This is a genomic window from Enterobacter cloacae complex sp. P6RS (genome assembly GCF_014982245.1).
In the GTDB taxonomy this organism is placed as follows: Bacteria; Pseudomonadota; Gammaproteobacteria; order Enterobacterales; family Enterobacteriaceae; genus Enterobacter; species Enterobacter bugandensis.
On record NZ_JADCLB010000017.1, the window covers coordinates 20,591 to 45,033 of the forward strand.

Genomic DNA, 24,443 nt, shown 5'->3' on the forward strand with positions numbered 1-24,443 from the left:
GCCACCGGGCGTTACAGACTTACTTACGACGCCAGGTCGTCCCCTGCGGGCCGTCTTCCAGAATGATGCCCATCTCGGTCAGACGGTTACGCGCCGCATCCGCCGCCGCCCAGTCTTTGGCCTGACGCGCTTCCAGACGCGCCTTGATCAGCGCTTCAATCTCCGCCACTTCACCGTCGTCCGCCTGCGCGCCGCTCTGCAGGAACGCGTCCGGCTCCTGCTCCAGCAGGCCGAGCACGGAAGAGAGCTTACGCAGATGAGATGCCAGCGCATTCGCCGCTGCCATGTCCTCTGACTTCAGGCGGTTCACTTCGCGCGCCATGTCGAACAGTACGGAGTAGGCTTCCGGGGTGTTGAAGTCATCGTTCATCACCTCAACGAAGCGCGCTTCGAACGCTTCGCCGCCCGCCGCAGGCACAGATTTGTCGGTGCCGCGCAGCGCGGTGTACAGACGCTCCAGCGCCGAGCGCGCCTGCTTCAGGTTCTCTTCGCTGTAGTTCAGCTGGCTACGATAGTGGCCAGACATCAGGAAGTAGCGCACGGTTTCCGCGTCGTAATACTTCAGCACGTCGCGCACGGTGAAGAAGTTGCCCAGCGATTTCGACATCTTCTCGCGGTCAACCATCACCATCCCGGAGTGCATCCAGTAGTTAACGTACTCGCCGCCGTGGGCGCAGGTGGACTGCGCGATTTCGTTTTCGTGGTGCGGGAACATCAGATCCGAACCGCCGCCGTGAATGTCGAAGTGTTTGCCCAGCTGCTTGCAGTTCATCGCTGAACATTCAATGTGCCAGCCCGGACGGCCTTCGCCCCACGGGGAAGGCCAGCTTGGTTCACCCTCTTTGGACATTTTCCACAGCACGAAGTCAATCGGGTTACGCTTCACGTCAACCACGTCCACGCGCGCGCCGGCCTGAAGCTGGTCCAGATCCTGGCGGGAAAGCGCACCGTAGGTTGGATCCGTCGGCACGGAGAACATCACGTCGCCGTTGTCCGCCACATAGGCGTGACCGCGTTCGATCAGCTTTTCGGTGATCTCGATAATTTCGTGGATATGGTGGGTCGCACGCGGCTCGCTGTCCGGACGCAGAATATTGAGGGCGTCAAAATCTTTGTGCATCTCAACAATCATGCGATCCACCAGCGCAACAAAGCTTTCGCCGTTTTCATTAGCGCGCTTGATGATTTTGTCGTCGATGTCGGTAATGTTACGCACGTACTTCAGGTTATAGCCCAGGAAGCGCAGGTAGCGAGAGACCACGTCGAACGCAACAAAGGTACGGCCATGGCCGATATGACAGAGATCGTAAACCGTAATACCACACACGTACATGCCGACTTCCCCGGCATGGATAGGTTTAAATTCCTCTTTCTGGCGCGTCATTGTATTAAAGATTTTTAACATCGAAGATTCCATGTAAACACGTGTGTGAGTTGTTTGTTCCCTATAATACCCATAATTCGGAATAGGATCAGCACACAATGCAAGGTGATCGCGTCCTGTGGTTATGCTATAACAAGCCCCTATATATGACCCGAAGGCGGGTCGACGTACCACAATAACGGAACAGGATGCAAAAATGGTTACTTTCCACACTAATCATGGCGATATCGTAATCAAGACCTTTGATGACAAAGCGCCTGAAACAGTTAAAAACTTCCTGGACTACTGCCGCGAAGGTTTCTACAACAACACTATTTTCCACCGCGTGATCAACGGCTTTATGATCCAGGGCGGCGGTTTCGAGCCTGGCATGCGCCAGAAAGAGACCAAAGAGGCGATCAAAAACGAAGCGAACAACGGCCTGAAAAACACCCGCGGTACGCTGGCAATGGCCCGTACTCAGGCGCCACACTCTGCCACCGCGCAGTTCTTCATCAACGTAGCGGACAACGACTTCCTGAACTTCTCCGGCGAAAGCCTGCAGGGCTGGGGCTACTGCGTGTTCGCAGAAGTGGTTGAAGGTATGGACGTGGTCGATAAGATCAAAGCCGTCTCTACCGGCCGCAGCGGCATGCACCAGGACGTTCCTAAAGAAGACGTTGTGATTACAAGCGTGACCGTCAGCGAGTAATTCGTGGCGACACTCTTTATTGCGGATCTGCATCTGCAAACAGAAGAACCGGCGATAACCGCCGGTTTTCTGCGTTTTTTACGCGGTGAAGCGAAAAGCGCCGACGCGCTGTACATCCTGGGCGATCTGTTTGAAGCCTGGATTGGCGACGACGATCCTAACCCGCTGCACCGTGAAATAGCTGCCGCCATTAAAACGCTGGTAGATTCCGGCGTCCCCTGCTACTTCATTCACGGCAACCGTGATTTCCTGCTCGGCAAGCGCTACGCCCGCGAAAGCGGTATGACGCTGCTGCCGGAAGAGCAGGTGCTCGATCTCTATGGCCGCAAGGTACTGATCATGCACGGCGACACGCTCTGCACCGACGATACCGGCTACCTGGCGTTTCGCGCTAAGGTCCACACCCCGTGGATCCAGAAGGTGTTCCTTGCCCTGCCGCTGTTTATCCGCAACCGCATCGCCGCCAGAATGCGTGCGGGCAGCAAAGCCGCTAACAGCAGCAAATCCCTGACGATCATGGACGTCAACCCGCAAGCTGTGGTGAGCGTGATGGAAAAGCATGGCGTTCAGTGGCTGATCCACGGTCATACCCATCGCCCTGACGTGCATTCTCTGAGCGCCAACGGTGAACCGGCCCATCGCGTGGTATTGGGCGCATGGCACACTGAGGGTTCGATGGTCAAAGTCACCCCGGAAGGTGTCGAACTGATCGCTTTTCCGTTTTAACGTTTTCTCGTCGTTTCGCTTGTTTCTCAGCCACGCAACCGTTTTCCTTGCCCGTATAACATGCTATTCTCTGTGCCCTCGAAAGCAGTGTGTTTCGCACCACAGGAGTTTTAAGACGCATGTCTTCCCGCAATAATCCGGCGCGTGTCGCCATCGTGATGGGGTCCAAAAGCGACTGGGCTACCATGCAGTTCGCCGCCGAAATCTTTGAAATCCTGAATGTTCCGCACCACGTTGAAGTGGTCTCCGCACACCGTACGCCGGACAAACTGTTCAGCTTCGCCGAAAGCGCTGAAGAGAACGGGTATGAGGTGATTATTGCCGGTGCGGGCGGCGCAGCACATCTGCCGGGCATGATTGCCGCCAAAACGCTGGTGCCGGTTCTGGGCGTCCCGGTACAAAGCGCCGCGTTAAGCGGTGTCGATAGCCTCTACTCCATCGTCCAGATGCCGCGCGGTATTCCTGTCGGCACGCTGGCAATTGGCAAAGCGGGCGCGGCGAACGCTGCCCTGCTGGCCGCGCAAATTCTTGCAACGCACGACAAAGATTTACACCAGCGCCTGGCGGAGTGGCGTAAAGCCCAGACCGACGAGGTGCTGGATAACCCGGACCCGCGGGGTGCGGCATGAAGCAGGTTTGCGTCCTCGGCAACGGCCAGCTGGGCCGCATGCTGCGTCAGGCTGGCGAACCGTTGGGGATTGCCGTCTGGCCCGTCGGGCTGGATGCCGAGCCGGAAGCGGTGCCGTTCCATCAGAGCGTGATCACCGCCGAAATTGAACGCTGGCCGGAAACCGCCCTGACCCGCGAGCTGGCGCGCCATAACGCCTTCGTGAACCGCGACGTGTTCCCGATCATCGCCGACCGTCTGACGCAGAAGCAGCTGTTCGACAAGCTGGGCCTCGCAACCGCCCCGTGGCAGCTCCTGTCTGATAAAAGCGAGTGGAACGACGTCTTCGCCATGCTGGGCGAGCTGGCGATTGTGAAGCGCCGCGTGGGTGGCTACGACGGCCGCGGCCAGTGGCGCCTGCGCGCAGGCGACACCGCCGAGCTGCCGGACGACTGCTACGGCGAGTGCATCGTTGAGCAGGGCATCAACTTCAGCGGCGAAGTGTCGCTGGTAGGCGCCCGCGGGCACGATGGCCGCACGGTGTTTTACCCGCTGACGCATAACCTGCATCAGGACGGCATTCTGCGCACCAGCGTCGCCTTCCCGCACGCCAATGCCGACCAGCAGGCGCAGGCGGAAGAGATGCTTTCTGCCATCATGCACGAGCTGGGCTACGTGGGCGTGATGGCGATGGAGTGCTTCGTCACGCCGTCGGGCCTGCTGATCAACGAGCTGGCGCCGCGCGTGCACAACAGCGGCCACTGGACGCAAAACGGCGCCTCCATCAGCCAGTTCGAACTGCACCTGCGCGCCATCACCGACCTGCCGCTGCCACAGCCCGTCGTTAACAGCCCGTCGGTGATGATCAACCTGATCGGGACCGATCTGAACTACGACTGGCTGAAGCTGCCGCTGGTGCATCTGCACTGGTATGACAAAGAGGTTCGCGCGGGTCGTAAAGTGGGTCATCTCAACCTGAACGACAGCGATACCGACCGCCTTAGCGCCACCCTGGAGGCGATCGTTCCTCTCCTGCCGCCAGAATACGCGAGCGGAATTGTCTGGGCACAGTCAAAGCTCAAGTAAGACATCTGCGCCGGGGAGTTGACCTTCCCCTTCCCCGGCGTACAATCCCCGCCCATTGCTGCTGAGTTTTCTTCTGGAATCACCATGAACGATGGAACGGACTATCGCGCGATCCTCGCGTCTGATACCCCTTTAATCGACGTTCGCGCGCCGATCGAATTTGCCCAGGGTGCGATGCCCGCCGCACTCAACCTGCCCTTAATGAACGACGACGAGCGTGCCGCCGTCGGTACCTGCTATAAGCGCCAGGGACCCGACGCCGCGCTGGCGCTCGGCCATAGCCTGGTGAGCGGCGAGACGCGGGAGGCGCGCATTAACGCCTGGCGCGAAGCCAGCCTTGCGCACCCCGAGGGCTATCTCTGCTGCGCGCGCGGCGGTCAGCGCTCGCATATCTCCCAGGCCTGGCTGAAAGAGGCTGGCATCGACTACCCGCTGATCCGCGGCGGCTATAAGGCCCTGCGCCAGACGGCGATTCAGGTCACCATTGAGCAGTCGCAAAAGCCGATGGTGCTTATTGGCGGCTGTACCGGCAACGGTAAAACGCTGCTGGTGAAGCAGCACGCGCAGGGCATCGATCTGGAAGGGCTGGCGCACCATCGCGGCTCGTCGTTTGGCCGCACGCTTACGCCGCAGCTTTCCCAGGCGAGCTTTGAGAATCACCTTGCGGTTGAGCTCTTGAAAAAAGACGCCGCGCGCTGGGTGCTGGAGGACGAGGGCCGGATGATTGGCTCCAACCACCTGCCGGAGTGCCTGCGCGACCGCATGGTTGACGCCCCTATCGTTGTCGTCGAAGACCCGTTTGAAACCCGACTTGAGCGCCTGCGCGAAGAGTATTTTGACCACATGTGGGCGGATTTTTCTGCCGCGTACGGTGAGGAGGCGGGCTGGAAGGAGTACAGCGAGTACCTGCACCACGGCCTGTTTGCCATTCGCCGCCGGCTTGGGCTACAGCGTTTTGCGGAATTTACGGCGCTGCTGGACGCGGCACTTGCCGAACAACAGCGAACGGGCAGCACTGACGCGCACTTCAGCTGGCTTGTACCGCTGCTGAAGGACTATTACGACCCGATGTACGGCTATCAGCTGGAGAAGAAAGCGGAGAAGATTGTCTATCGCGGGACGTTTGAAGACGTTGCCGAGTGGCTTGAACGCTGAAAAAAAGCCGAGTGGCGGCTGCGCCTTACCCGGCCTACGCGTACTCTTGTAGCCCCGGTAAGCGCAGCGCCACCGGGGAAAAGACGGCTTAGAAGTCGTAACGCAGACGCACCAGGTTCATATCGCCCAGGTTGTCGGTGCTGGAGGTGAACACGTGTTCGTAATCCACGCGGAAACCGTAATCCAGCTGGAAGCTGATACCCACGCCGTTGTCGATGCGCTGGTAGTTACGGCCGTTCACGTACTCAATGCGGTCACCCATGAAGTAAGGCTGGATGGATTTCACCGCGTACTGACCGATTGGGAATTTGTACCCTGCGAAGTATTCAATACCCCACGCGTCGCCCGCAAAGTAGTCGTTAACAGACACTTTTTTGGTGGTCAGGAAGTTCTGGTACCAGCCGCCGCCAGCGGAGAAGGTCCAGTTGTCCGGCGTCCAGCTCAGCGCAGTACCGACAATATTCTGGTCGTAGGATTTGCTGTCGCCGTTGTCCGGGTTACGCATGTCCGCGCGGGTGTAGTTCCACGCAGCGCCCCAGGTCAGATCGGTGGTCAGGTGGTAATCGATACCCAGTGAGCCGCCGCCTTTACGCTTGTAGCGCAGGCCGTTGCCCGGCAGGTATTCGCTGTCTTCAAACAGGTAGGATGCATAGATGTCCGCATCGCCCACGGTTTTCTTATATTTCAGCATCTGGCGTGAACGGTAAGAGCCGTCGTAGTCGCCGTTGATCCCGTTACCCGGCGCCTGGCCGATCATGTCGTAGTCCCAGATATCGGTTTTCGCGCCCACCACATCGTAGTACACGCTGTTCTGCTGGCCGAAGGTCAGCGTACCCCAGGTATCGCTCTTCAGGCCGGTGTAGAGCATGCGGCGTGAGGTGTCGTGCGCGCCGTCGGCGTAGTGGTTATCCCAGTTAAACTGCGCCGGAATGTTCACCCCCAGCTCGTAGTAGCTGATCCAGCTGATGTCGTCAAACAGGTAGTAATCAGCCGCGAAACGGAAGCGGGTACCGCCGTCAAAGCCGTTTCGCTTGTAGCCGTTTTTGCCGTCATCGCCGGTCATGTTCTGGAACTGAGGACGAATGCTGCCGCCAACGGTGAAGTTCAGGCGGCTCAGCGGGTTACCCGCCTGAGGATCCTGCTTAAGTACGGTGATTTCTGCCTGAGATGCAAAAGTAGTCAATGCCACTGCCGCGCCGATCGTTGCCGCCAGCGCTGATTTTTTTATAGTCATTATTTTTCCTTAATAGACACGCTGCTAAATATTTAGCTGGTGAATATTAACCGGAAATTTTCGGGCTGTGTGGGCGGGTTTTTAATGTTTTGTGCTACTAAATGCGTTGGCATTATCACTTTGTGCTATTTAAGCATTACGCACCGGCATAAAAACCGGTGCGTAATTATTACCATGCCAAATCAATTCACAAACTGCCGGAACAGGGCCTTGCCCTTTAACAATCGCGCCCCGAGCCAGCCCCCGCAGAGGGAGAGCAGCACCGCGCCGCAGAGAGGGAGTACTAGCCAGAGACGCCAGTCAGGCTCCCACGGGAAGTCGAAGACCTTTGTCTGCAGCACCGCCAGCGCCGTCTCCGCGCCAATCGCCGCGACCAGACCCGCCACAAGCCCAAGCAGCGCAAACTCGCTCCAGAGCGTCGCCCGCAGCAGCCGCTTACCCGCACCGAGCGTGCGGTAGACTATCAGTTCCTGATGACGCTGGCGCATGCCCACCTGCACCTGCGCCAGCAGCAGCAATATGCCGCAGATTGTCACCAGCACCACCATCACCTCCAGCGCGCGGCTCACCTGCTCCAGCACCTGCCCGACCTGTTTGAGGATCGCGCCAATATCCAGCAGGCTCACCGTCGGGAACTCCCGGTTAAGCTGCGTCAGCATGCCGTTTCCGTTTTCCCAGCGGAAGCTGGTCAGCCAGCTCTGCGGCTGCCCGTCCAGCGCGCCCGGCGGGAAGATGAAGAAGAAGTTTGGCCGCAGGCTTTCCCAGTCCACTTTACGGAGGCTGGTGACGTTGGCGGTAAAATCCTGGGTATCACCGGTGAAGGTCACGCTGTCCCCGAGCTTCACGTTCAGGCGCGTCGCCAGCCCCTCTTCCATCGACACCTCTCCCGCTTTCGGCGGCCAGGTGCCGGCGGTTATCGGGTTGTGGTCAGGGCGTTTCTCCTGCCAGGTCAGGTTCAGCTCGCGGTTAAGCGACTCGTCCTTGTTCCCCTCCGTTGGCTGGCCGTTGATCTGCGTCAGACGCGCGCGAACGATGGGGTAGAACGACTCGGGGATAATGTGATGCTCCGACAGGAAGCCCTTCAGGGGCGTCACCTGCTCAGGCGCGATATTGATCAGGAAATAGTTCGGGCTTTCCGGCGGAAGCTGCTGCTGCCAGCGGTCGAGCAGATCGCCGCGCAGCACCAGCAGCAGCGCCAGCAGCATAAACGACAGGGAAAATGCCGACAGCTGGCTGAGCGTAGACCAGGGCTGGTGCAGCAGACGGTTGACCGCCAGGCGCACGGGCAGGGATTTTACCGTCACCCTTTTCAGAAGGTTGAGCAGCACCCAGCCCAGCACGCCGCACAGCAGCGCCAGCACCACCGCCCCGGCCAGCACCGCCCACAGCAGCGTGCTGCCCCCCATCAGCCACGCCAGCAGCCCCACCGCCACCGCAATAATCAGCGGAAGGTAAAACTTCAGCGGCCAGACGTTCGCCACCACATCGTTGCGAAGCACGCGCAGCGGCTGCGTGGCGAGCAGCAGGCGGTAAGGCCGGAGCCCCACCAGCACCGAGATCACCGCCATCGCGCCCAACGCCCACAGCCACGGCCAGAGGCTGGCCGGCGGCAGTGCGGCCGGCAGCACCGGTTTCAGCATCACCATCAGCAGTTTTTCAAACAGCAGGCCTATTATTCCGCCGGTAAGCGCAGAGAGGGCCAGCAGCATCAGCCACTGGCCGACGATCAGCTTGCGCAGCTGTGCCCGCCCCGCGCCGAGGGTTTTAAGGATCGCCACCAGGTCGTAGCGGCTGCGGCAGTAGTGCCCCATCGCCACGGCAACCGCCGCCACCGCCAGCAGCAAGGTTAACAGCGCCGACAGCAGCAGGAACTGTTGGGAACGTTCGAGGGATTTGCCGAGCGCCCCTTCGTCCTGCTCCAGCCCGTACCAGCGGTGTTCCGGCTTGAGCTGCGGCAGAAGCCATTTTTCATACGCCTCCAGCTGCGCGGGCGTGCCGCCAAACTTGTAGCGCCAGGTGACGCGGCTTCCCGGCTGGACGGCGTTGGTTTTCGCGACATCGGCGGTGTTCATCAGCAGGCGCGGCGCGAGCTGGAACGGGTTAAAGCCGGAGTCGGGCTCCTGCACCACTTCCCCGGCGATTTTCAGCGTGGCATCGCCAACGTCAATACTGTCGCCGGGCTTCAGGTTAAGAAGCGCCATCAGGCGCGATGCCAGCATCACCGTGCCGGGCGTCGGCTTTAGCCCCGGCGGGCTGGTTTGTAATTCCCCGTACATCGGGTAGATGTCGTCCACGGCCTTCACGCTGGCGAGCTGCGGGGTGTCCCCCGCGAAGGTCATGGTCTGGAAGGTGAGCTGCTCCCCCACCTTTAGCCCTTCCTTGCGCGCTTCCTCAATCCAGCCAGGCGGCACAGGACGCGAGCTTTGCAGCGCCCGGTCCCCGGCCATAAATTCGCGGCTCTGCTGGCTGAGCCCTTTTTCCATACGGTCGCTGACGCTGCCGAGCGCCAGCACGCAGGCCACCGCCAGGCTTAACGCCAGCCAGACAATCAGCAGAGAGGGCGAGCGCCATTCGCGCCAGAACCAGCGGGCGATCATGCTTCCTCCTGAAGAATACCGTTCACCAGCCGCAGGCGGCGGTCGCAGCGGGCGGCCAGCTGCGGATCGTGGGTCACGAGGATCAGCGTGGTGCCATGTTCGCGGTTAAGCGAAAACAGCAGGTCAGCAATTTTATCCCCGGTGTTACGGTCAAGGTTGCCGGTGGGTTCATCGGCAAACAGCACTTCCGGGCGGCCATTAAACGCCCGCGCCAGCGCCACGCGCTGCTGCTCCCCGCCGGAAAGCTGTGCCGGAAGGTGGTCGAGGCGCTTGCCCAGGCCGAGCTGTTCCAGCAGCGCCTTCGCATGCGTGCGGCTTTCGCGACTCTTTTCGCCGCGCAGTAGCGCCGGGAGTTCGACGTTTTCCAGCGCGTTCAGGGTCGGGATCAACATAAAGGACTGAAAGACAAAACCGATATGCCGCGCGCGCAGCGCGGCTCGCGCCTCTTCATCAAGCTGGTGCAGCGGTTGCCCGACCAGGTGGACTTCTCCGCTGCTGCCGTCGTCCAGACCGGCCAGAATCGCCAGCAGCGTAGACTTGCCGGAACCGGATTCGCCAATCAGCGCGATGGTTTCGGCGCGTTTGACAACGAGTTCAACTCCGGTAAGGATTGAAAGCTCCTGCTCCCCCTGACCGACGGACTTCTTAAGACGATGAACTTCAACACTGTTTTCCGCTGGCATTTGCCCTTCCTGTTTTTGATGCTGATGACCTTCCGCGCGGCGGCAGCGGACACGTTACTGATTCTTGGCGACAGCCTGAGCGCGGGCTACCGCATGGCGGCCAGCGCGGCCTGGCCGGCTCTGCTCAATGACAAATGGCAAAGCAAGACGACCGTTATCAACGGCAGCATCAGCGGCGATACCTCGCAGCAGGGTCTGTCGCGCCTGCCTGCGCTGCTCAAGCAGCATCAGCCGCGCTGGGTGCTGGTTGAGCTTGGCGGTAATGACGGCCTGCGTGGCTTCCAGCCTCAGCAAACCGAGCAAACGCTGCGCACCATTTTGCGGGACATCAAGGCGGCAAAAGCCCAGCCGCTGCTGATGCAAATTCGCCTGCCCGCCAACTACGGTCGTCGGTATAATGAGGCCTTTAGCGCGATCTACCCTAAGCTTGCCAAAGAGTTTGATATTCCGCTCCTGCCATTTTTCATGGAAGAGGTCTATCTCAAACCCCAGTGGATGCAGGACGACGGTATCCACCCCAATCGCGATGCGCAGCCGTTTATTGCCGACTGGATGGCAACGCGGCTGGCTCCTTTAGTTAAACATGACTCGTAATTCAGCGGAGTTCCTGACAGGTAAAGTTATGCAAAAATCGGTCTTAATTACAGGATGTTCCAGCGGAATCGGCCTTGAAAGCGCGCTTGAACTAAAGCGCCAGGGATTTAGGGTGCTGGCAGCGTGCCGCAAGCCTGACGATGTCGAGCGCATGAACGGGCTGGGCTTTACCGGCATACAGCTGGATATGGACTCGCCGGAGAGCGTTGAACGCGCCGCCGACGAGGTGATAGCCCTGACCGAAGGCCGTCTGTACGGTCTCTTTAATAATGCCGGTTACGGAGTGTATGGCCCGCTGGATACGCTCTCGCGCGAAACGCTGGAGAAGCAGTTTTCAACCAATTTCTTCGGCGTGCATCAGCTCACCATGCGTCTGCTCCCGGCCATGCTGCCGCACGGCGAAGGGCGCATCGTGATGACATCTTCAGTGATGGGGCTGATTTCCACCCCGGGCCGCGGCGCCTACGCCGCCAGCAAATATGCGCTGGAAGCCTGGTCCGACGCCCTGCGCATGGAGCTGCGCCACAGCGGCATCAAGGTCAGCCTGATTGAACCCGGCCCGATCCGCACCCGCTTTACCGAAAACGTTAACCAGACCCAGGCGGATAAACCGGTCGAAAACCCCGGCATCGCCGCACGTTTTACCCTCGGGCCAGAGGCGGTGGTTGCCAAAGTGCGCCATGCTTTTGAGAGCGAGCATCCCAAAATGCGCTATCCGGTGACGCTGGTCACCCATGCCGTCGGCTGGTTAAAGCGCCTGCTGCCGGGCAGGATAATGGACAAAATTTTGCACGGCTGAGTTGAAGCGACGACGCTCATCCCCATGTAAAGAGTAAACCGACAAAAGAGAAAGCCGCATGTCCGTACAGAATATCGTCAATATTACAGAAGCAAACCTGCAACAGGTCCTCGAACAGTCGATGGCTAAACCGGTGCTGTTCTACTTCTGGTCTGAGCGCAGCCAGCACTGTCTGCAGCTGACGCCGGTGCTGGAAAGCCTTGCCGCGCAGTACAACGGTCAGTTCATTCTGGCGAAACTGGATTGTGACGCCGAACCGATGGTGGCGTCGCAGTTTGGTCTGCGCGCCATTCCAACCGTTTATCTGTTCCAGAACGGCCAGCCTGTCGATGGCTTCCAGGGCCCCCAGCCGGAAGAGGCGATTCGCGCCCTGCTGGATAAAGTGCTGCCGCGCGAAGAAGAGCTGAAAGCGCAGGAAGCGATGGCGCTGATGCAGGAAGGCAAATACGACGAGGCGCTGCCGCTGCTGAAAGAGGCGTGGCAGCTGTCGAACCAGAACAGCCAGATCGGCCTGCTGCTGGCGGAAACGCAGATCGCCCTGCACCGTTCAGAAGACGCGGAAGCCGTGCTCAAGACGGTACCAATGCAGGATCAGGACACCCGCTATCAGGGGCTGGTGGCGCAGATTGAGCTGCTGAAGCAGGCGGCGGACACCCCGGAAATTCAGCAGCTGCAGCAGCAGGTAGCCGACAACCCGGCGGATGCCGCGCTGGCAAGCCAGCTGGCGCTCCAGCTGCATCAGGTGGGACGTAACGAAGAGGCGCTGGAGCTGCTGTTCAGTCACCTGCAGAAAGATCTGGCTGCCGCAGACGGTCAGGCGCGCAAGATGTTCCAGGAGATCCTGGCCGCGCTGGGCACCGGAGACGCGCTGGCGTCGAAGTATCGTCGTCAGTTGTACGCGCTGCTCTACTAACAAAAAATGCCCGGTGGCGCTAACGCTTACCGGGCCTACAAAAACGGATATTACCCCGTCTTTTTCAACTGCGTCACCACCAGCTGGTGGCGCGGGTTGTAGAACTTCCGATAGGTCAGGTAGCAGGCAATGATGGTGGACAGGCTCGCCGTGGAAAGCAGCATAAACGTCACCATGATCTGATACTTAATCGCTTTTACCGGATCGATACCGGCAAATATCAGCCCCGACATCATGCCCGGCAGGCTCACCAGCCCCACCGTTTTGGCAGAATCCACGGTCGGGATCAGCGATGAGCGAATGCTCTCACGAATCAGCCGCGCTGAAGCCACTTTTGGCGTCGCCCCCAGGCTTAACTTCTCCTGCAGCTGCTGCTGTTCACTGCTGAAACGCTGGCCGAGGTTGTTGTAGCACAGGCCAACGGCCACCATGGCGTTTCCCGCAATCATCCCGGAAATAGGGATCACCTGCATCGGCGTAAACTCAATCGAGCCAGAGAGCACCAGCACCGCCAGGGTGAGCGCCGTCCCGGTCGTAATCGCGATAAATGACGAGATAAACGCCTTATCAATATATTTACTGCGTTTCTGCGCGTTCCACGCCGCGTTAAAGCAGATGAAGAGCACCATCAGCAGCGTCAGCACCGCGTGGTTGACGTTGAAAATATACTTCAGCACATAGCCGACGATGATGAGCTGAACCACCGCGCGGCAGATACTCCAGACAATATCTTTTTCCAGGCCCAGCTTTTCCCGGTAGCTGACGACGATAGCAATCAGCACCAGCACCATCGAAAACGCCAGAGATTCATTGGTAATGTTATGCTCACCCACGGTTGGCCTCCTGCATTTTCCCGCCGTGCGGCTGGAGCGTAATCACGTCATCCGCATGGGTAATTTCGTTTGAGTCGTGCGTCACCCACAGCACGGCAATATTCTGCTCGCGGGCGTAACGATGAATAATCTCGTTGACGTTGCGTTTGTTGGCATCATCGAGCGCGCTGGTGATCTCATCCAGCAGCAATACCTTCGGTAAGAACTGCAGATTACGGATCAGCGAGACGCGCTGCTTTTCTCCGCCCGAGAGCTCACTGATGGATTTGGTCAGCGTCTCCTCCGCCAGGCCAAAACGGGCCAGATCGTCGATGAATTTTTCCGGCTCCGGCGTTTTATTGCGGATTTGCCACGGAAAAATCAGGTTATCAAAAACCGTGTCGCCAAAAAGCACGGGCGTTTGGACGCAATAACAGACCTGCTGGCGATAGCTTTCCGGTGAAAGTGACGCAATATCCTGCCCTTCAAACAGAATGGTTCCCTCCGTTGGGCTCAGTAGTGAGGCCACAATCTTCAGTAAGGTGCTTTTACCGCAGCCTGACGGCCCCGTTATCAGCTTGAACTCACCGGGAGAAAGGTTAAACCCGACGTGCTGAAGGATCGTGTTATTTGCGACACGAAAGCCGACGTCCTTTATCTGCAAAACTGCATTTTCGTTGTTCATATTTTTTCCAGTAACTCCTGAGCGTTATTAGCATAATCCGTGCCGCACGTTCGTCACAACGCGTTTTAGCGCCCCCTTTCTCCACCAAGACTTCCGATTGTGTTTACCGTGCATTCATTAGACATGCTTTACACTTTCACTTTACAGTTTACGCCGTGACCTTAGCGACACTTCCGTATCCCTGGTTTAGAACATTCGTTAAAGTGGTGTTAAGCTCTGCCCGCAACACAATAAGGAAGTACAAGAATGTCTAATATTCACACTTTTTATGAGTTTTCTGAACTTGAACCCGGCGTGAAAACCATCGATCAGCTTCTTGCTGCCATTGCTTCAGAATCCGTTACGGCTTATGTGTTCGGGGGAGAGCTTGTCCGGTTCGTTAAGGGCCTGCTGAAGATGAAGCCGGTCATTCAGCTGAAGAATTGCCGCTTTGCGTTTGATAACGGCACTCGCTTCGTTGAAATCGACGGCAGAGGGAATGTCAAAGAGTTCGAGCCGGGCAAGGTTCCGGCCTGGTTCCAGTCTCCCGGTGAGTTTGCCCGCGGCCAGTGGCTGGTCAACCATGATTTTGCGGACCTGATGACGCCGGAATTTATCCGCGCGTTTATCGAACGCTTCCCGGACGTAAGCAAACGACGCGAACACGCGAACCTGCTGTTCGATCTGCAGCTCAATAAGTTGGCGCCCGCGCAGCCCGCGGCGAAAAAGACAGGCAACGTTCAGGGCAAAACGACCAAACCCAAAGTCACCGATCTGCAGTCTTTCGAACTCTTCAGCCAGTTTTATGCGCGTATGAAAACGGCAGTCTGCGCGGACCAGTTCCCGACGCTGCAAATTCTGACGGGACACGACGCCGTCAACGACGCGCCCACCTCTCTGAAGGGCGCGGTTCGCACCTGGTTCAAAGGGATCACCGGTCAGCTTCCGCCGAACAACAAGCGCGTGGGCGCGGGCAATGCGGAGCTGTTCTGCGCGCCGATCCGCGAGCAGCTGCGCCAGGTCGAAGAGATTGGGCTGGAGACCTTCTATCACGGCCTGTCGAAAGCCATCGCCGATGCGGGTGACGATGCGCTGATCGCTGACTTTACCTACAGCTACCACTAACGCTCTGCCCCGCCCGTCGGACGGGGCGAATTTTAGCCCATTAGCCGATATACTTACGAATAGCAAACACGCGCTTTTTCTCATCAAAGCATGCAAAACAGGAGGTTTTTATGCTCATCGTTGTTCCCGTCCTTATATTCGTCGCGCTGGTTATCGTGGGCGCAGGTGTCAAAATTGTCCCTCAGGGTTACCAGTGGACCGTCGAGCGCTTCGGCCGCTATACCAACACGCTGCAGCCCGGCCTAAGCCTGATTGTTCCGTTCATGGACCGGATTGGCCGCAAGATCAACATGATGGAGCAGGTGCTGGATATCCCCTCTCAGGAAGTGATCTCCAAAGATAACGCCAACGTTACCATCGACGCCGTCTGCTTTATTCAGGTGATTGATGCGCCGAAAGCGGCCTATGAGGTGAGCAACCTGGAGCTGGCGATCGTCAACCTGACGATGACCAACATCCGTACCGTGCTCGGCTCGATGGAGCTGGACGAAATGCTCTCCCAGCGCGACAGCATCAATACCCGCCTGCTGCACATTGTTGACGAGGCAACGAACCCGTGGGGGATCAAAGTCACCCGCATTGAGATCCGCGACGTGCGCCCACCGGCAGAGCTGATCGCCTCCATGAACGCGCAGATGAAGGCCGAGCGTACCAAGCGTGCCTATATTCTGGAAGCCGAAGGGGTCCGTCAGGCGGAGATCCTCAAAGCGGAAGGGGAAAAACAGTCGCAGATCCTGAAAGCCGAAGGCGACCGTCAGTCCGCGTTCTTACAGGCGGAAGCGCGTGAACGTTCCGCAGAAGCGGAAGCCCGCGCAACGCAGATGGTCTCCGAGGCGATTGCCGCCGGTGATATCCAGGCCGTGAACTACTTCGTGGCGCAAAAATATACCGATGCGCTGAAGGAGATCGGCTCCGCGAACAACAGCAAAGTGGTGATGATGCCCCTGGACGCCAGCAGCCTGATGGGCTCTATCGCGGGGATCGCCGAACTGATCAAAGACAGCGGAAACGAGCGTAAAAAATGATTGAGCTCATCGTTGCACATCCTCATGCCTTCTGGCTAAGCCTCGGTGGCTTATTGCTGGCGGCGGAGATGCTTGGCGGCAACGGCTACCTGCTCTGGAGCGGTGTTGCCGCTGTCATTACGGGCCTGCTGGTCTGGATCCTTCCTCTGGGCTGGGCGTGGCAGGGCGCGCTGTTTGCCGTGCTGACGCTGGTTGCCGCCTGGCTGTGGTGGCGCTGGCTTAACCGTCAGGTCAAGGAGCAGAAACCGCTGGACGCGCATCTCAACCAGCGCGGACAGCAGATTGTCGGCAAGCGCTTTACGCTCGACGCCGCGCTGGTGAACGGGCGCGGGCACATGCGCGTGGGCGACAGCTCGTGGCCGGTGGTGGCCGACGACGACCTCAGCGCCGGAACGCAGGTTGAGGTCATTGCGGTGGAAGGGATTACGCTGCGGGTAAAAGCCTGCTAGACGTGGGTTTTGCGATGGCAGCAGCCGGCAAGATTATCAATAATCGGGCAGTCGGCGCTGTCATCACCCGGACAGGATTCCGCCAGCTGCAGCAGCTGTTCGCGCATCGCCTGTAGCTCGATGATGTGGCGCTCGATCTCCGCCACTTTTTCCAGCGTGCGTTTTTTCACGTCCGCGCTGTGGCGCTTCGGATCGTTAAACAGGTTAACCAGCTCGCCGCACTCTTCCAGATTAAACCCCACCTGTCTTGCCTGGCGCAGCAGCGTCAGTTCATCGAGATGCAGCTGCGTGTAGCTGCGGTAGCCGTTTTCACTGCGCAGCGGTGGCGTTACCAGCCCCTTCTCTTCATAAAAGCGGATCGCCTTGCTGGTTAAGCCGGTTTTTTTTGCCACGTCACTGATATTCACATTTCCCCCTTGACCTTCCCCTTGATGGAAGGTTTAACCTTCATAACAGTTAGCGAAAAGCGTTACTCCGGTCAACAACTGACCAATATATTATACGGGAGTTTTGTTATGTCTCACACTATCGACCTGACGCTGGACGGCCTCTCCTGCGGCCACTGCGTCAAACGCGTTAAAGAAAGCCTGGAACAGCGTCCTGACGTTGAAAGCGCTGAAGTGACTATCGACCATGCCGCCGTGACCGGCAGCGCCAGCGCGGACGCGCTGATTGATACCATTAAACAGGCCGGTTATGGGGCGGAGTTAAGCCACCCAAAGGCTAATCCGCTGGCAGAGTCATCATCCCCGTCGGAAGCGCTGACAGCGGCCACTCCTGAGCTTCCGGCAGCAGATGATATTGATGACAGCCAACAGCTGCTGATCAACGGCATGAGCTGCGCCAGCTGCGTCTCCCGCGTGCAGAACGCCCTGCAGGCGGTACCGGGCGTCGCACAGGCACGGGTCAACCTTGCGGAGCGTACTGCGCTGGTGATGGGCAGTGCCTCCGCCGCAGATTTAGTGCAGGCCGTGGAAAAAGCGGGCTACGGGGCGGAGGCCATCGAAGATGATGCCGAGCGCCGCGAGCGCCAGCAGGAAACGGCTATTGCCACCATGAAGCGCTTCCGCTGGCAGGCGATCGTCGCCCTGCTGGTCGGTATTCCGGTGATGGTGTGGGGCATGATGGGTGACAACATGATGGTCACCGCAGACAACCGCACGCTGTGGCTGGTGATTGGTTTAATTACCCTTGCGGTCATGGTCTTTGCAGGTGGGCATTTTTATACCAGCGCCTGGAAGAGCCTGAAAAACCGCACGGCGACGATGGATACGCTGGTTGCGCTCGGTACCGGCGCGGCGTGGCTGTACTCCATGAGCGTGAACGTCTGGCCCCAGTGGTTCCCGATGGAAGCCCGCCATCTCTATTATGAAGCCAGCGCCATGATTATCGGCCTGATTAACCTGGGCCACATGCTGGAAGCGCGTGCCCGTCAGCGCTCCTCGAAAGCGCTGGAACGCTTGCTCGATTTAACCCCGCCGACGGCCCGCGTGGTCACGGACGATGGGGAAAAAAGCGTCCCGCTGGCGGAGGTACAGCCGGGCATGACGCTTCGCCTGACCACCGGCGACCGGGTGCCCGTCGACGGTGAAATCACCCAGGGCGACGCCTGGCTGGATGAAGCGATGTTGACCGGGGAGCCGATCCCCCAGCAAAAATCACAGGGCGATGCGGTTCATGCCGGCACGGTAGTGCAGGACGGCAGCGTGCTGTTCCGCGCCAGTGCCGTCGGTAGCCACACCACGCTGTCGCGTATTATCCGCATGGTCCGCCAGGCCCAGAGCAGCAAGCCGGAGATTGGCCAGCTTGCTGACAAAATCTCGGCCATTTTTGTGCCGGTAGTGGTCGGCATTGCTCTGCTGAGCGCGGCGATCTGGTATGTCTTCGGCCCGGCACCGCAGATTGTCTACACCCTGGTCATCGCCACTACGGTGCTGATCATCGCCTGTCCGTGCGCTCTTGGCCTGGCGACGCCGATGTCGATTATCTCCGGCGTGGGCCGTGCCGCCGAGTTTGGCGTGCTGGTCCGTGATGCGGATGCCCTGCAGCGGGCAAGCACCCTGGATACGATTGTCTTTGATAAAACCGGCACGCTGACCGAGGGCAAACCGCAGGTAGTGGCCGTGAGCACCGCTGGCATTGCGCAAGAGGACGCGCTGCGCCTTGCCGCCGCGCTGGAGCAGGGTTCCAGCCACCCGCTGGCCCGCGCCATTCTCGATAAGGCGAATGCTTCTGCCCTGCCGCAGGTCAGCAATTTCCGTACCCTGCGCGGGCTTGGCGTCAGCGGTGAAGCCGACGGCCACGCGCTGCTGCTGGGTAACCAGGCATTGCTGAATGAAAACGGTGTTGATACGTCCGCGCTGGAAGAAGAGCTGAAAGCACAGGCGTCTCGGGGCGCCACCCCGGTTCTGCTGGCGGTGGATGGCAAAGCCGCCGCGCTGCTGGCCGTGCGCGATCCGCTTCGCCAGGACAGCGTGGATGCCTTACAGCGCCTGCACCGCGCGGGCTATCGCCTGGTGATGCTGACCGGGGATAACCCGACCACCGCCAACGCCATCGCGAAAGAGGCCGGTATTGATGAGGTGATTGCGGGCGTGCTGCCGGACGGCAAAGCGGACGCCATCAAGAACCTGCAAAGTCAGGGTCGCCAGGTGGCGATGGTGGGCGACGGCATCAACGACGCCCCGGCGCTGGCCCAGGCGGACGTAGGGATAGCCATGGGTGGCGGGAGCGATGTCGCCATTGAAACCGCCGCCATTACGCTGATGCGCCACAGCCTGATGGGCGTTGCCGACGCCCTGGCCATTTCGAAAGCCACGTTGCGCAACATGAAGCAGAACCTGCTGGGGGCGTTCGTCTATAACTCGCTCGGTATTCCGGTTGCTGCCGGCATTTTGTGGCCGCTGACCGGCACCCTGCTGAACCCGGTGGTTGCGGGTGCGGCGATGGCACTTTCCTCCATTACCGTGGTGAGCAACGCCAACCGTCTGCTGCGGTTTAAACCGAAGGATTGAACCTTGTTCTCGTACGCGCTAGCATGACCCTTTCCGGTCATGGAGCGCGTATGAGTCTGTTTAATCGTATAAAAGCATCGTTTCGCGCCCTCTTTCCCCGCCGCTATGCCTGGCCCGGCCTGGATATCTCGCTTCCCGGCGGGCAACACCTGCACCTGGTCGGCAGCATCCATATGGGCACGCAGGGAATGTCTCCTCTGCCATCCGGTCTGATAAAACGCCTGAAGCGCGCCGACGCGCTGGTCGTCGAGGCGGACATTTCCGGCCACGAGTCGCCGTTTGCCGGGCTTGAAAGCGATCTCCCGCTGGCGGAGCGCCTGAACGACGACCAGCTCGCGGAGCTGAGGCGCGTGGCGGCAGAAACCGGCGTGTCGCTCTCCATGATTGACAACCTGCCGCTGTGGCAAATTGCGATGGTGCTGCAGGCCACGCAGGCGCAGCGTCTGGGCCTGCGCGGTGACTATGGCATTGATTACCAGCTGCTGAACGTGGCGCGGGCGCGCCGTATGCCCATCATCGAGCTGGAAGGGACGGACAGCCAGATTGCGCTCCTGCGCCAGCTTCCTGACGACGGTCTGATGCTGCTGGATGATACCCTGACCCACTGGCACACCAACGCGCGTCTGCTGCAAACCATGATTGGCTGGTGGCTGGATGCGCCGCCCGCGGACGGTAAGCTGGCGCTACCGTCGACGTTCAGTGAATCGCTTTATGATGTGCTGATGAATGCGCGCAACAAAGCCTGGCGAGAGACGCTGCATGCTTTACCTGCGGGGGAGTACGTGGTCGCAGTCGGGGCGCTGCATTTATACGGCGAAGGGAATTTGCCGTCGCTGTTGAAATAAAAAAATGGCCAATATCTCTATTGGCCCGTCAAAGAGGAATTTCATCGTTTTTATTATACCGAAGTGACCTTCGGCTGAGCCGATTGTCGCTCAAAGTGACCATCACTGCCAACACTATTGCGCAAGATGGTGCTATTTTTTAGACAAACGTCAGGCGTATGCTGGCTGCATGAATTGTCTGTCGTAAGAAGGATAGCTATGACTCCCGCCGTTAAATTACTCGAAGAAAACAATATTTCTTTCCGGATCCATACCTACGATCACGATCCGAACGAAACCAACTTTGGTGATGAAGTGGTGCGCAAGCTGGGGCTGAACGCTGACCAGGTCTATAAAACGCTGCTGGTGGCGGTGAATGGCGATATGAAGCACCTCGCCGTGGCGGTAACGCCCGTTGCCGGACAGCTCGATCTCAAAAAGGTAGCGAAAGCGCTGGGGGCGAAAAAGGTGGATATGGCGGACCCGATGGTTGCGCAACGCACCACGGGCTATCTGGTGGGCGGGATCAGCCCGCTCGGACAGAAAAAACGGCTGCCGACGCTGATCGATGCGCCTTCGCAGGAATTTGAGACGATCTATATTTCGGGCGGTAAACGCGGGCTGGATATTGAACTGGCCGCGGGCGATCTGGCGAAAATGCTGGACGCGAAGTTTGCGGATATTGCCCGCCGGGAGTAAAAAAAGCCGGGTGGCGGCTACGAGGTAAAAGCAAAACGGTAACAGGCGTTACCGTTTTTTGTGTTCGCGCCCTCTCCCGGTGGGAGAGGGTTGGGGTGAGGGCATCAGGCCGCACAACACTACTGCCAGCTCACCTCACCTTTCGGCTCATAGGCATTCACGTCAATCGGCGAGTTCTGCTCGATGTACTGCTTCAGCACTTCCGCATCAATAAAACCGGTGTTTACGTAGCCCGGTTTATTATCGATGTGCGGATAGCCGTCGCCGCCGGTGGCGTTAAAGCTTAACGTCGCCAGACGGTAGGTTTTCGCAGGGTCTACCGGCTCGCCTTTGATTTTGAGATCGTTGAGCTTGCCGTCCTTCGCCACAAAGCTGACGTTGGCAAACTGCGGATAGGCACCCGAGTCCGGCTTCATCTGCGCCACGGCGGTCAGGTAGTCAACAACCTCTTTCCCGCTCATATCCGCATACACCACCACGTTGCCGAACGGCTGCACCTTCAGCACGTCTTTATAGGTGATGTTTCCGCCTTCGATGGAGTCACGAATGCCGCCGCCGCTCATCACGCCGAAGTCCGCATTCGTGCGCGCCATCTGCGCCGCCAGCACCAGATGGCCCATGTTGGTCTGCACGAAGCGGACTTTACTGCGGTCCCCTTCCAGACGACCGTTCAGCGTGCCGATTTTCACGTCCAGCTGCGCCTTGCCCTTGTTCTGGAACGGCGTCAGCAGGGAGAGCATCTGCTGGTTTTCAGCAATCTCTGGCGTGTAAAGTACGCGCTCGCTTTTCCCGTCCGGGTAGGTGACTTTCTTCTTCAGGTTCACCGGGATGAGCTGATAGCGCACCAGCTTCATCTCACCGTTACGAAACTCAAAGTCCGCCCGACCCACGTATTTACCCCACTCGTGGGCCTGCACAATCCAGATCCCGTTCTGACGATCTGGCGCACATGGCGTGCCCGGCACGTAGTCCACCTGCTTTTTGTTCTCCGACGCCATGCACACCGGATCCTGCGAGTGACCGCCCACAATCATCGCCAGCGAGCCCGCTGGCAGGCTGCGCGCCATCTCCACGTCGCCGGGCGCATTGGAGCCGTGCTCGCCGTTATCGTAGTGTCCCATGTGGGTAGTGGCGATAATCACGTCCGGCTTTTCGTTCTGCTGCAGCTCCTGAATCACCAGCTTCGCTTCGTCTGCCGGTTTGCGGAATTCGATATCGGTGAAGAACTCAGGGTTACCGATTTTTGCCGTATCGTCGGTGGTTAAGCCGATGACCGCGATTTTGAGATCCTGACGCTTAAACAGCGCCCACGGTTTAAACAGACGTTCGCCGGTGCTTTTCTGGTAAATATTGGCGGAGAGGAACGGGAATTTGGACCATTTCTCCTGCTGGCGCAGCACGCTCAGCGGATTGTCAAACTCGTGGTTGCCGACGGCCATCGCGTCGTAACCGATTAAATTCATGCCGCGGAAATCGGGTTCAGCATCCTGTAAATCCGATTCCGGCACGCCGGTATTAATATCCCCGCCCGACAGCAGCAACACGCTGCCGCCCTGGGCCGCCACCTCTTTGCGAATGCCGTCCACCAGTGTTTTTTGCGCCGACAGACCATACTCGCCGTATTCACTGCGCCAGAAATGACCGTGATGATCGTTGGTATGCAGAATGGTGATTTTATAGGTTTTATCTTTTTCATACGCCTGCGCGGGCAGGCTTGCCAGGCCCCATGCGGCAATAAGCGCCAGCGCGACGCCCCGCTTCATTAACTTCATCTTCTCTCTCCCTGACCAATAGACAAAGGCAAAAATTACAGTGACTAACAAGAATAGACAAATAAGTTTTCAGAATTGCGACTTTCTTCAAATGTCACGGACGAGTATGTTAGTCGGATAATAATTACTCCCTGCATCTCTAATAACAAATTGACGTGGTATTTATGGCAATCAGTGAATCAACCCAGCCCGCTCCGGGCGCGCGGGCGTCGCGCACCTCATTTAAAGTTTTAGGCGCAATCAGCCTCTCGCACCTGCTCAACGACATGATCCAGTCGTTGATTCTGGCGATCTACCCGCTGCTGCAGTCCGAGTTTTCGTTAACCTTCGTACAGATCGGGATGATCACCCTGACCTTCCAGCTGGCCTCGTCGCTGCTGCAGCCGGTGGTGGGTTACTGGACGGATAAATACCCGATGCCGTGGTCGCTGCCGATAGGCATGTGCTTTACCTTAAGCGGGCTGGTGCTGCTGGCCATGGCAGGCAGTTTTGAATCGGTTCTGCTCGCCGCCGCGCTGGTGGGGACCGGCTCGTCCGTCTTCCACCCGGAGTCCTCACGCGTGGCACGTATGGCCTCCGGTGGCCGTCACGGGCTGGCGCAGTCACTCTTCCAGGTAGGGGGCAACTTCGGTAGCTCCCTCGGCCCGCTGCTGGCGGCGGTGATTATCGCCCCGTATGGCAAAGGCAATGTGGCCTGGTTTGTGCTGGCCGCCCTGCTCGCCATTGTCGTGCTGGCACAGATCAGCCGCTGGTACGCCGCTCAGCATCGCGTGAACAAAGGGAAACCTAAAGCGAAGGTTATCAATCCCCTGCCTCGTAATAAGGTCATTCTTGCGGTCTCCGTGCTGCTGGTGCTGATTTTCTCGAAATACTTCTATATGGCGAGCATCAGCAGCTATTACACCTTTTATCTGATGCAAAAATTCGGATTATCGGTACAAAACGCGCAGTTTCACCTGTTTGCTTTCCTCTTCGCGGTGGCCGCAGGAACGGTCATTGGCGGGCCGGTGGGGGATAAAATTGGCCGTAAATATGTCATTTGGGGCTCTATCCTCGGCGTGGCGCCCTTTACCCTCATTTTGCCGTACGCCAGCCTTGAATGGACGGGGATTTTGACCGTGATTATTGGTTTTATCCTCGCCTCCGCGTTTTCCGCCATTCTGGTCTATGCCCAGGAGCTGCTGCCTGGTCGTATCGGTATGGTTTCCGGACTGTTTTTCGGTTTCGCCTTCGGCATGGGCGGGCTGGGTGCAGCGGTATTAGGGATGGTTGCGGATCACACCAGCATCTTCCTGGTTTATAAAATCTGCGCTTTCCTGCCACTTCTTGGGATGTTGACCATATTCCTGCCTGATAACCGCCACAAAGCGTAAATTACGGGCAGCCAAAGTTTGACTTTGGCTGCCTGACAGCCTGATGCCATAAGGGTTTCTTCTTTCTCCTCTTGCGTAATTTATCAAAATGCGCTTTTTTACGCGCATATTGCTGTTTTATTCAAACTTCAACAATTATTCATAAACATAAGGGTAAAAATTGTCATAAACTATTACCTGGCTTTTTGGTATTCACGCCAAAAATGGAACACTCACC

Annotated in this window: 23 protein-coding genes; 15 read left to right on the forward strand and 8 right to left on the reverse strand. The window is 58.4% G+C overall.

Translation table 11 applies throughout. From position 1 onward, the window contains the following. Nucleotides 1-19 precede the first annotated feature (19 nt). Entirely contained in the window at nucleotides 20-1,405 is a 1,386-nt protein-coding gene (gene cysS / locus INF73_RS10250) for a cysteine--tRNA ligase (RefSeq protein ID WP_193541254.1), read from the reverse strand. 175 nt (nucleotides 1,406-1,580) lie between these two features. Here cysS and ppiB point away from each other — a divergent pair, with 175 nt between their 5' ends. The 5 genes from ppiB (at nucleotide 1,581) to mnmH (ending at nucleotide 5,649) form a co-directional block, all read left to right on the forward strand. Beyond that, nucleotides 1,581-2,075: a peptidylprolyl isomerase B gene (ppiB, locus tag INF73_RS10255; protein WP_000256009.1), complete on the forward strand. Its 495-nt coding sequence runs from the start codon at nucleotides 1,581-1,583 to the stop codon at nucleotides 2,073-2,075. A 3-nt stretch (nucleotides 2,076-2,078) separates the two neighbouring features. Continuing rightward, nucleotides 2,079-2,801 (forward strand): UDP-2,3-diacylglucosamine diphosphatase, encoded by a 723-nt coding sequence (gene lpxH / locus INF73_RS10260; RefSeq protein ID WP_193541253.1) that lies wholly within the window; start codon nucleotides 2,079-2,081, stop codon nucleotides 2,799-2,801. A gap of 119 nt (nucleotides 2,802-2,920) precedes the next feature. Continuing rightward, complete coding sequence (gene purE, locus INF73_RS10265; RefSeq protein WP_006809824.1) at nucleotides 2,921-3,430, forward strand: 5-(carboxyamino)imidazole ribonucleotide mutase; 510 nt, start codon at nucleotides 2,921-2,923, stop codon at nucleotides 3,428-3,430. Then, a complete protein-coding gene (gene purK, locus INF73_RS10270) occupies nucleotides 3,427-4,494 on the forward strand; it encodes a 5-(carboxyamino)imidazole ribonucleotide synthase (protein ID WP_028012218.1) in 1,068 nt (355 codons plus the stop codon). Before purE ends, purK begins: the two co-directional genes overlap by 4 nt. 84 nt (nucleotides 4,495-4,578) lie before the next feature. Beyond that, on the forward strand, nucleotides 4,579-5,649 hold the full coding sequence (mnmH, locus tag INF73_RS10275; RefSeq protein WP_193541251.1) for a tRNA 2-selenouridine(34) synthase MnmH: 1,071 nt from the start codon (nucleotides 4,579-4,581) through the stop codon (nucleotides 5,647-5,649). 88 nt (nucleotides 5,650-5,737) lie between these two features. Here mnmH and INF73_RS10280 read toward each other — a convergent pair whose 3' ends face one another. From INF73_RS10280 to ybbA, 3 genes are all read right to left on the reverse strand, one after another. After that, on the reverse strand, nucleotides 5,738-6,883 hold the full coding sequence (locus INF73_RS10280) for a porin (protein ID WP_047367634.1): 1,146 nt from the start codon (nucleotides 6,881-6,883) through the stop codon (nucleotides 5,738-5,740). 182 nt (nucleotides 6,884-7,065) lie between these two features. Further along, entirely contained in the window at nucleotides 7,066-9,480 is a 2,415-nt protein-coding gene (ybbP, locus tag INF73_RS10285; protein WP_193541249.1) for a putative ABC transporter permease subunit YbbP, read from the reverse strand. Then, nucleotides 9,477-10,163 carry a putative ABC transporter ATP-binding protein YbbA gene (ybbA, locus tag INF73_RS10290; RefSeq protein ID WP_193541246.1) on the reverse strand — a complete coding sequence of 229 codons (687 nt, stop codon included), beginning with the start codon at nucleotides 10,161-10,163 and terminating at the stop codon, nucleotides 9,477-9,479. Before ybbA ends, ybbP begins: the two co-directional genes overlap by 4 nt. Between ybbA and tesA the strand changes: the two genes are divergently transcribed. From tesA to INF73_RS10305, 3 genes are read left to right on the forward strand one after another with little or no spacing between them, the layout of a single operon-like run. Further along, nucleotides 10,134-10,757: a multifunctional acyl-CoA thioesterase I/protease I/lysophospholipase L1 gene (gene tesA, locus INF73_RS10295; protein ID WP_193541244.1), complete on the forward strand. Its 624-nt coding sequence runs from the start codon at nucleotides 10,134-10,136 to the stop codon at nucleotides 10,755-10,757. The two genes, ybbA and tesA, sit on opposite strands and share 30 nt — an antisense overlap. Continuing rightward, nucleotides 10,747-11,556, forward strand: coding sequence for an SDR family oxidoreductase (locus tag INF73_RS10300; protein WP_102863616.1), 810 nt, complete (start codon nucleotides 10,747-10,749; stop codon nucleotides 11,554-11,556). The genes tesA and INF73_RS10300 overlap by 11 nt, the downstream gene beginning before the upstream one ends. A 58-nt stretch (nucleotides 11,557-11,614) precedes the next feature. Beyond that, nucleotides 11,615-12,469, forward strand: coding sequence for a co-chaperone YbbN (locus INF73_RS10305; protein WP_028012211.1), 855 nt, complete (start codon nucleotides 11,615-11,617; stop codon nucleotides 12,467-12,469). A 50-nt stretch (nucleotides 12,470-12,519) separates the two neighbouring features. On the opposite strand, the gene fetB is transcribed toward INF73_RS10305, so the two are convergent. After that, nucleotides 12,520-13,302 carry an iron export ABC transporter permease subunit FetB gene (fetB, locus tag INF73_RS10310; protein ID WP_045260704.1) on the reverse strand — a complete coding sequence of 261 codons (783 nt, stop codon included), beginning with the start codon at nucleotides 13,300-13,302 and terminating at the stop codon, nucleotides 12,520-12,522. Beyond that, nucleotides 13,295-13,966 (reverse strand): iron ABC transporter ATP-binding protein FetA, encoded by a 672-nt coding sequence (gene fetA / locus INF73_RS10315; RefSeq protein ID WP_193541242.1) that lies wholly within the window; start codon nucleotides 13,964-13,966, stop codon nucleotides 13,295-13,297. Before fetA ends, fetB begins: the two co-directional genes overlap by 8 nt. A gap of 246 nt (nucleotides 13,967-14,212) precedes the next feature. Between fetA and INF73_RS10320 the strand changes: the two genes are divergently transcribed. From INF73_RS10320 to INF73_RS10330, 3 genes are all read left to right on the forward strand, one after another. Then, nucleotides 14,213-15,070: a hypothetical protein gene (locus INF73_RS10320; protein ID WP_041911048.1), complete on the forward strand. Its 858-nt coding sequence runs from the start codon at nucleotides 14,213-14,215 to the stop codon at nucleotides 15,068-15,070. A gap of 110 nt (nucleotides 15,071-15,180) precedes the next feature. Then, complete coding sequence (locus tag INF73_RS10325; protein ID WP_008499312.1) at nucleotides 15,181-16,095, forward strand: SPFH domain-containing protein; 915 nt, start codon at nucleotides 15,181-15,183, stop codon at nucleotides 16,093-16,095. Then, nucleotides 16,092-16,544: an NfeD family protein gene (locus INF73_RS10330; RefSeq protein WP_028012207.1), complete on the forward strand. Its 453-nt coding sequence runs from the start codon at nucleotides 16,092-16,094 to the stop codon at nucleotides 16,542-16,544. The genes INF73_RS10325 and INF73_RS10330 overlap by 4 nt, the downstream gene beginning before the upstream one ends. Here the strand turns inward: INF73_RS10330 and cueR are convergent. Next, the gene (cueR, locus tag INF73_RS10335) at nucleotides 16,541-16,951 is read right to left on the reverse strand and encodes a Cu(I)-responsive transcriptional regulator (RefSeq protein WP_028012206.1); all 411 of its coding nucleotides are present in this window, start codon (nucleotides 16,949-16,951) and stop codon (nucleotides 16,541-16,543) included. The two genes, INF73_RS10330 and cueR, sit on opposite strands and share 4 nt — an antisense overlap. A gap of 108 nt (nucleotides 16,952-17,059) precedes the next feature. On the opposite strand from cueR, the gene copA reads away from it, so the two are divergent. From copA to ybaK, 3 genes are all read left to right on the forward strand, one after another. After that, entirely contained in the window at nucleotides 17,060-19,558 is a 2,499-nt protein-coding gene (gene copA, locus INF73_RS10340; RefSeq protein ID WP_028012205.1) for a copper-exporting P-type ATPase CopA, read from the forward strand. A gap of 50 nt (nucleotides 19,559-19,608) precedes the next feature. Beyond that, complete coding sequence (locus INF73_RS10345) at nucleotides 19,609-20,403, forward strand: TraB/GumN family protein (protein ID WP_049000966.1); 795 nt, start codon at nucleotides 19,609-19,611, stop codon at nucleotides 20,401-20,403. A gap of 198 nt (nucleotides 20,404-20,601) precedes the next feature. Beyond that, on the forward strand, nucleotides 20,602-21,081 hold the full coding sequence (gene ybaK / locus INF73_RS10350) for a Cys-tRNA(Pro)/Cys-tRNA(Cys) deacylase YbaK (RefSeq protein WP_193541239.1): 480 nt from the start codon (nucleotides 20,602-20,604) through the stop codon (nucleotides 21,079-21,081). A gap of 119 nt (nucleotides 21,082-21,200) precedes the next feature. On the opposite strand, the gene ushA is transcribed toward ybaK, so the two are convergent. After that, nucleotides 21,201-22,853: a bifunctional UDP-sugar hydrolase/5'-nucleotidase UshA gene (gene ushA / locus INF73_RS10355; RefSeq protein WP_028012202.1), complete on the reverse strand. Its 1,653-nt coding sequence runs from the start codon at nucleotides 22,851-22,853 to the stop codon at nucleotides 21,201-21,203. A gap of 164 nt (nucleotides 22,854-23,017) precedes the next feature. Between ushA and INF73_RS10360 the strand changes: the two genes are divergently transcribed. After that, nucleotides 23,018-24,226, forward strand: coding sequence for an MFS transporter (locus INF73_RS10360; RefSeq protein WP_193541237.1), 1,209 nt, complete (start codon nucleotides 23,018-23,020; stop codon nucleotides 24,224-24,226). Nucleotides 24,227-24,443: the final 217 nt, after the last annotated feature.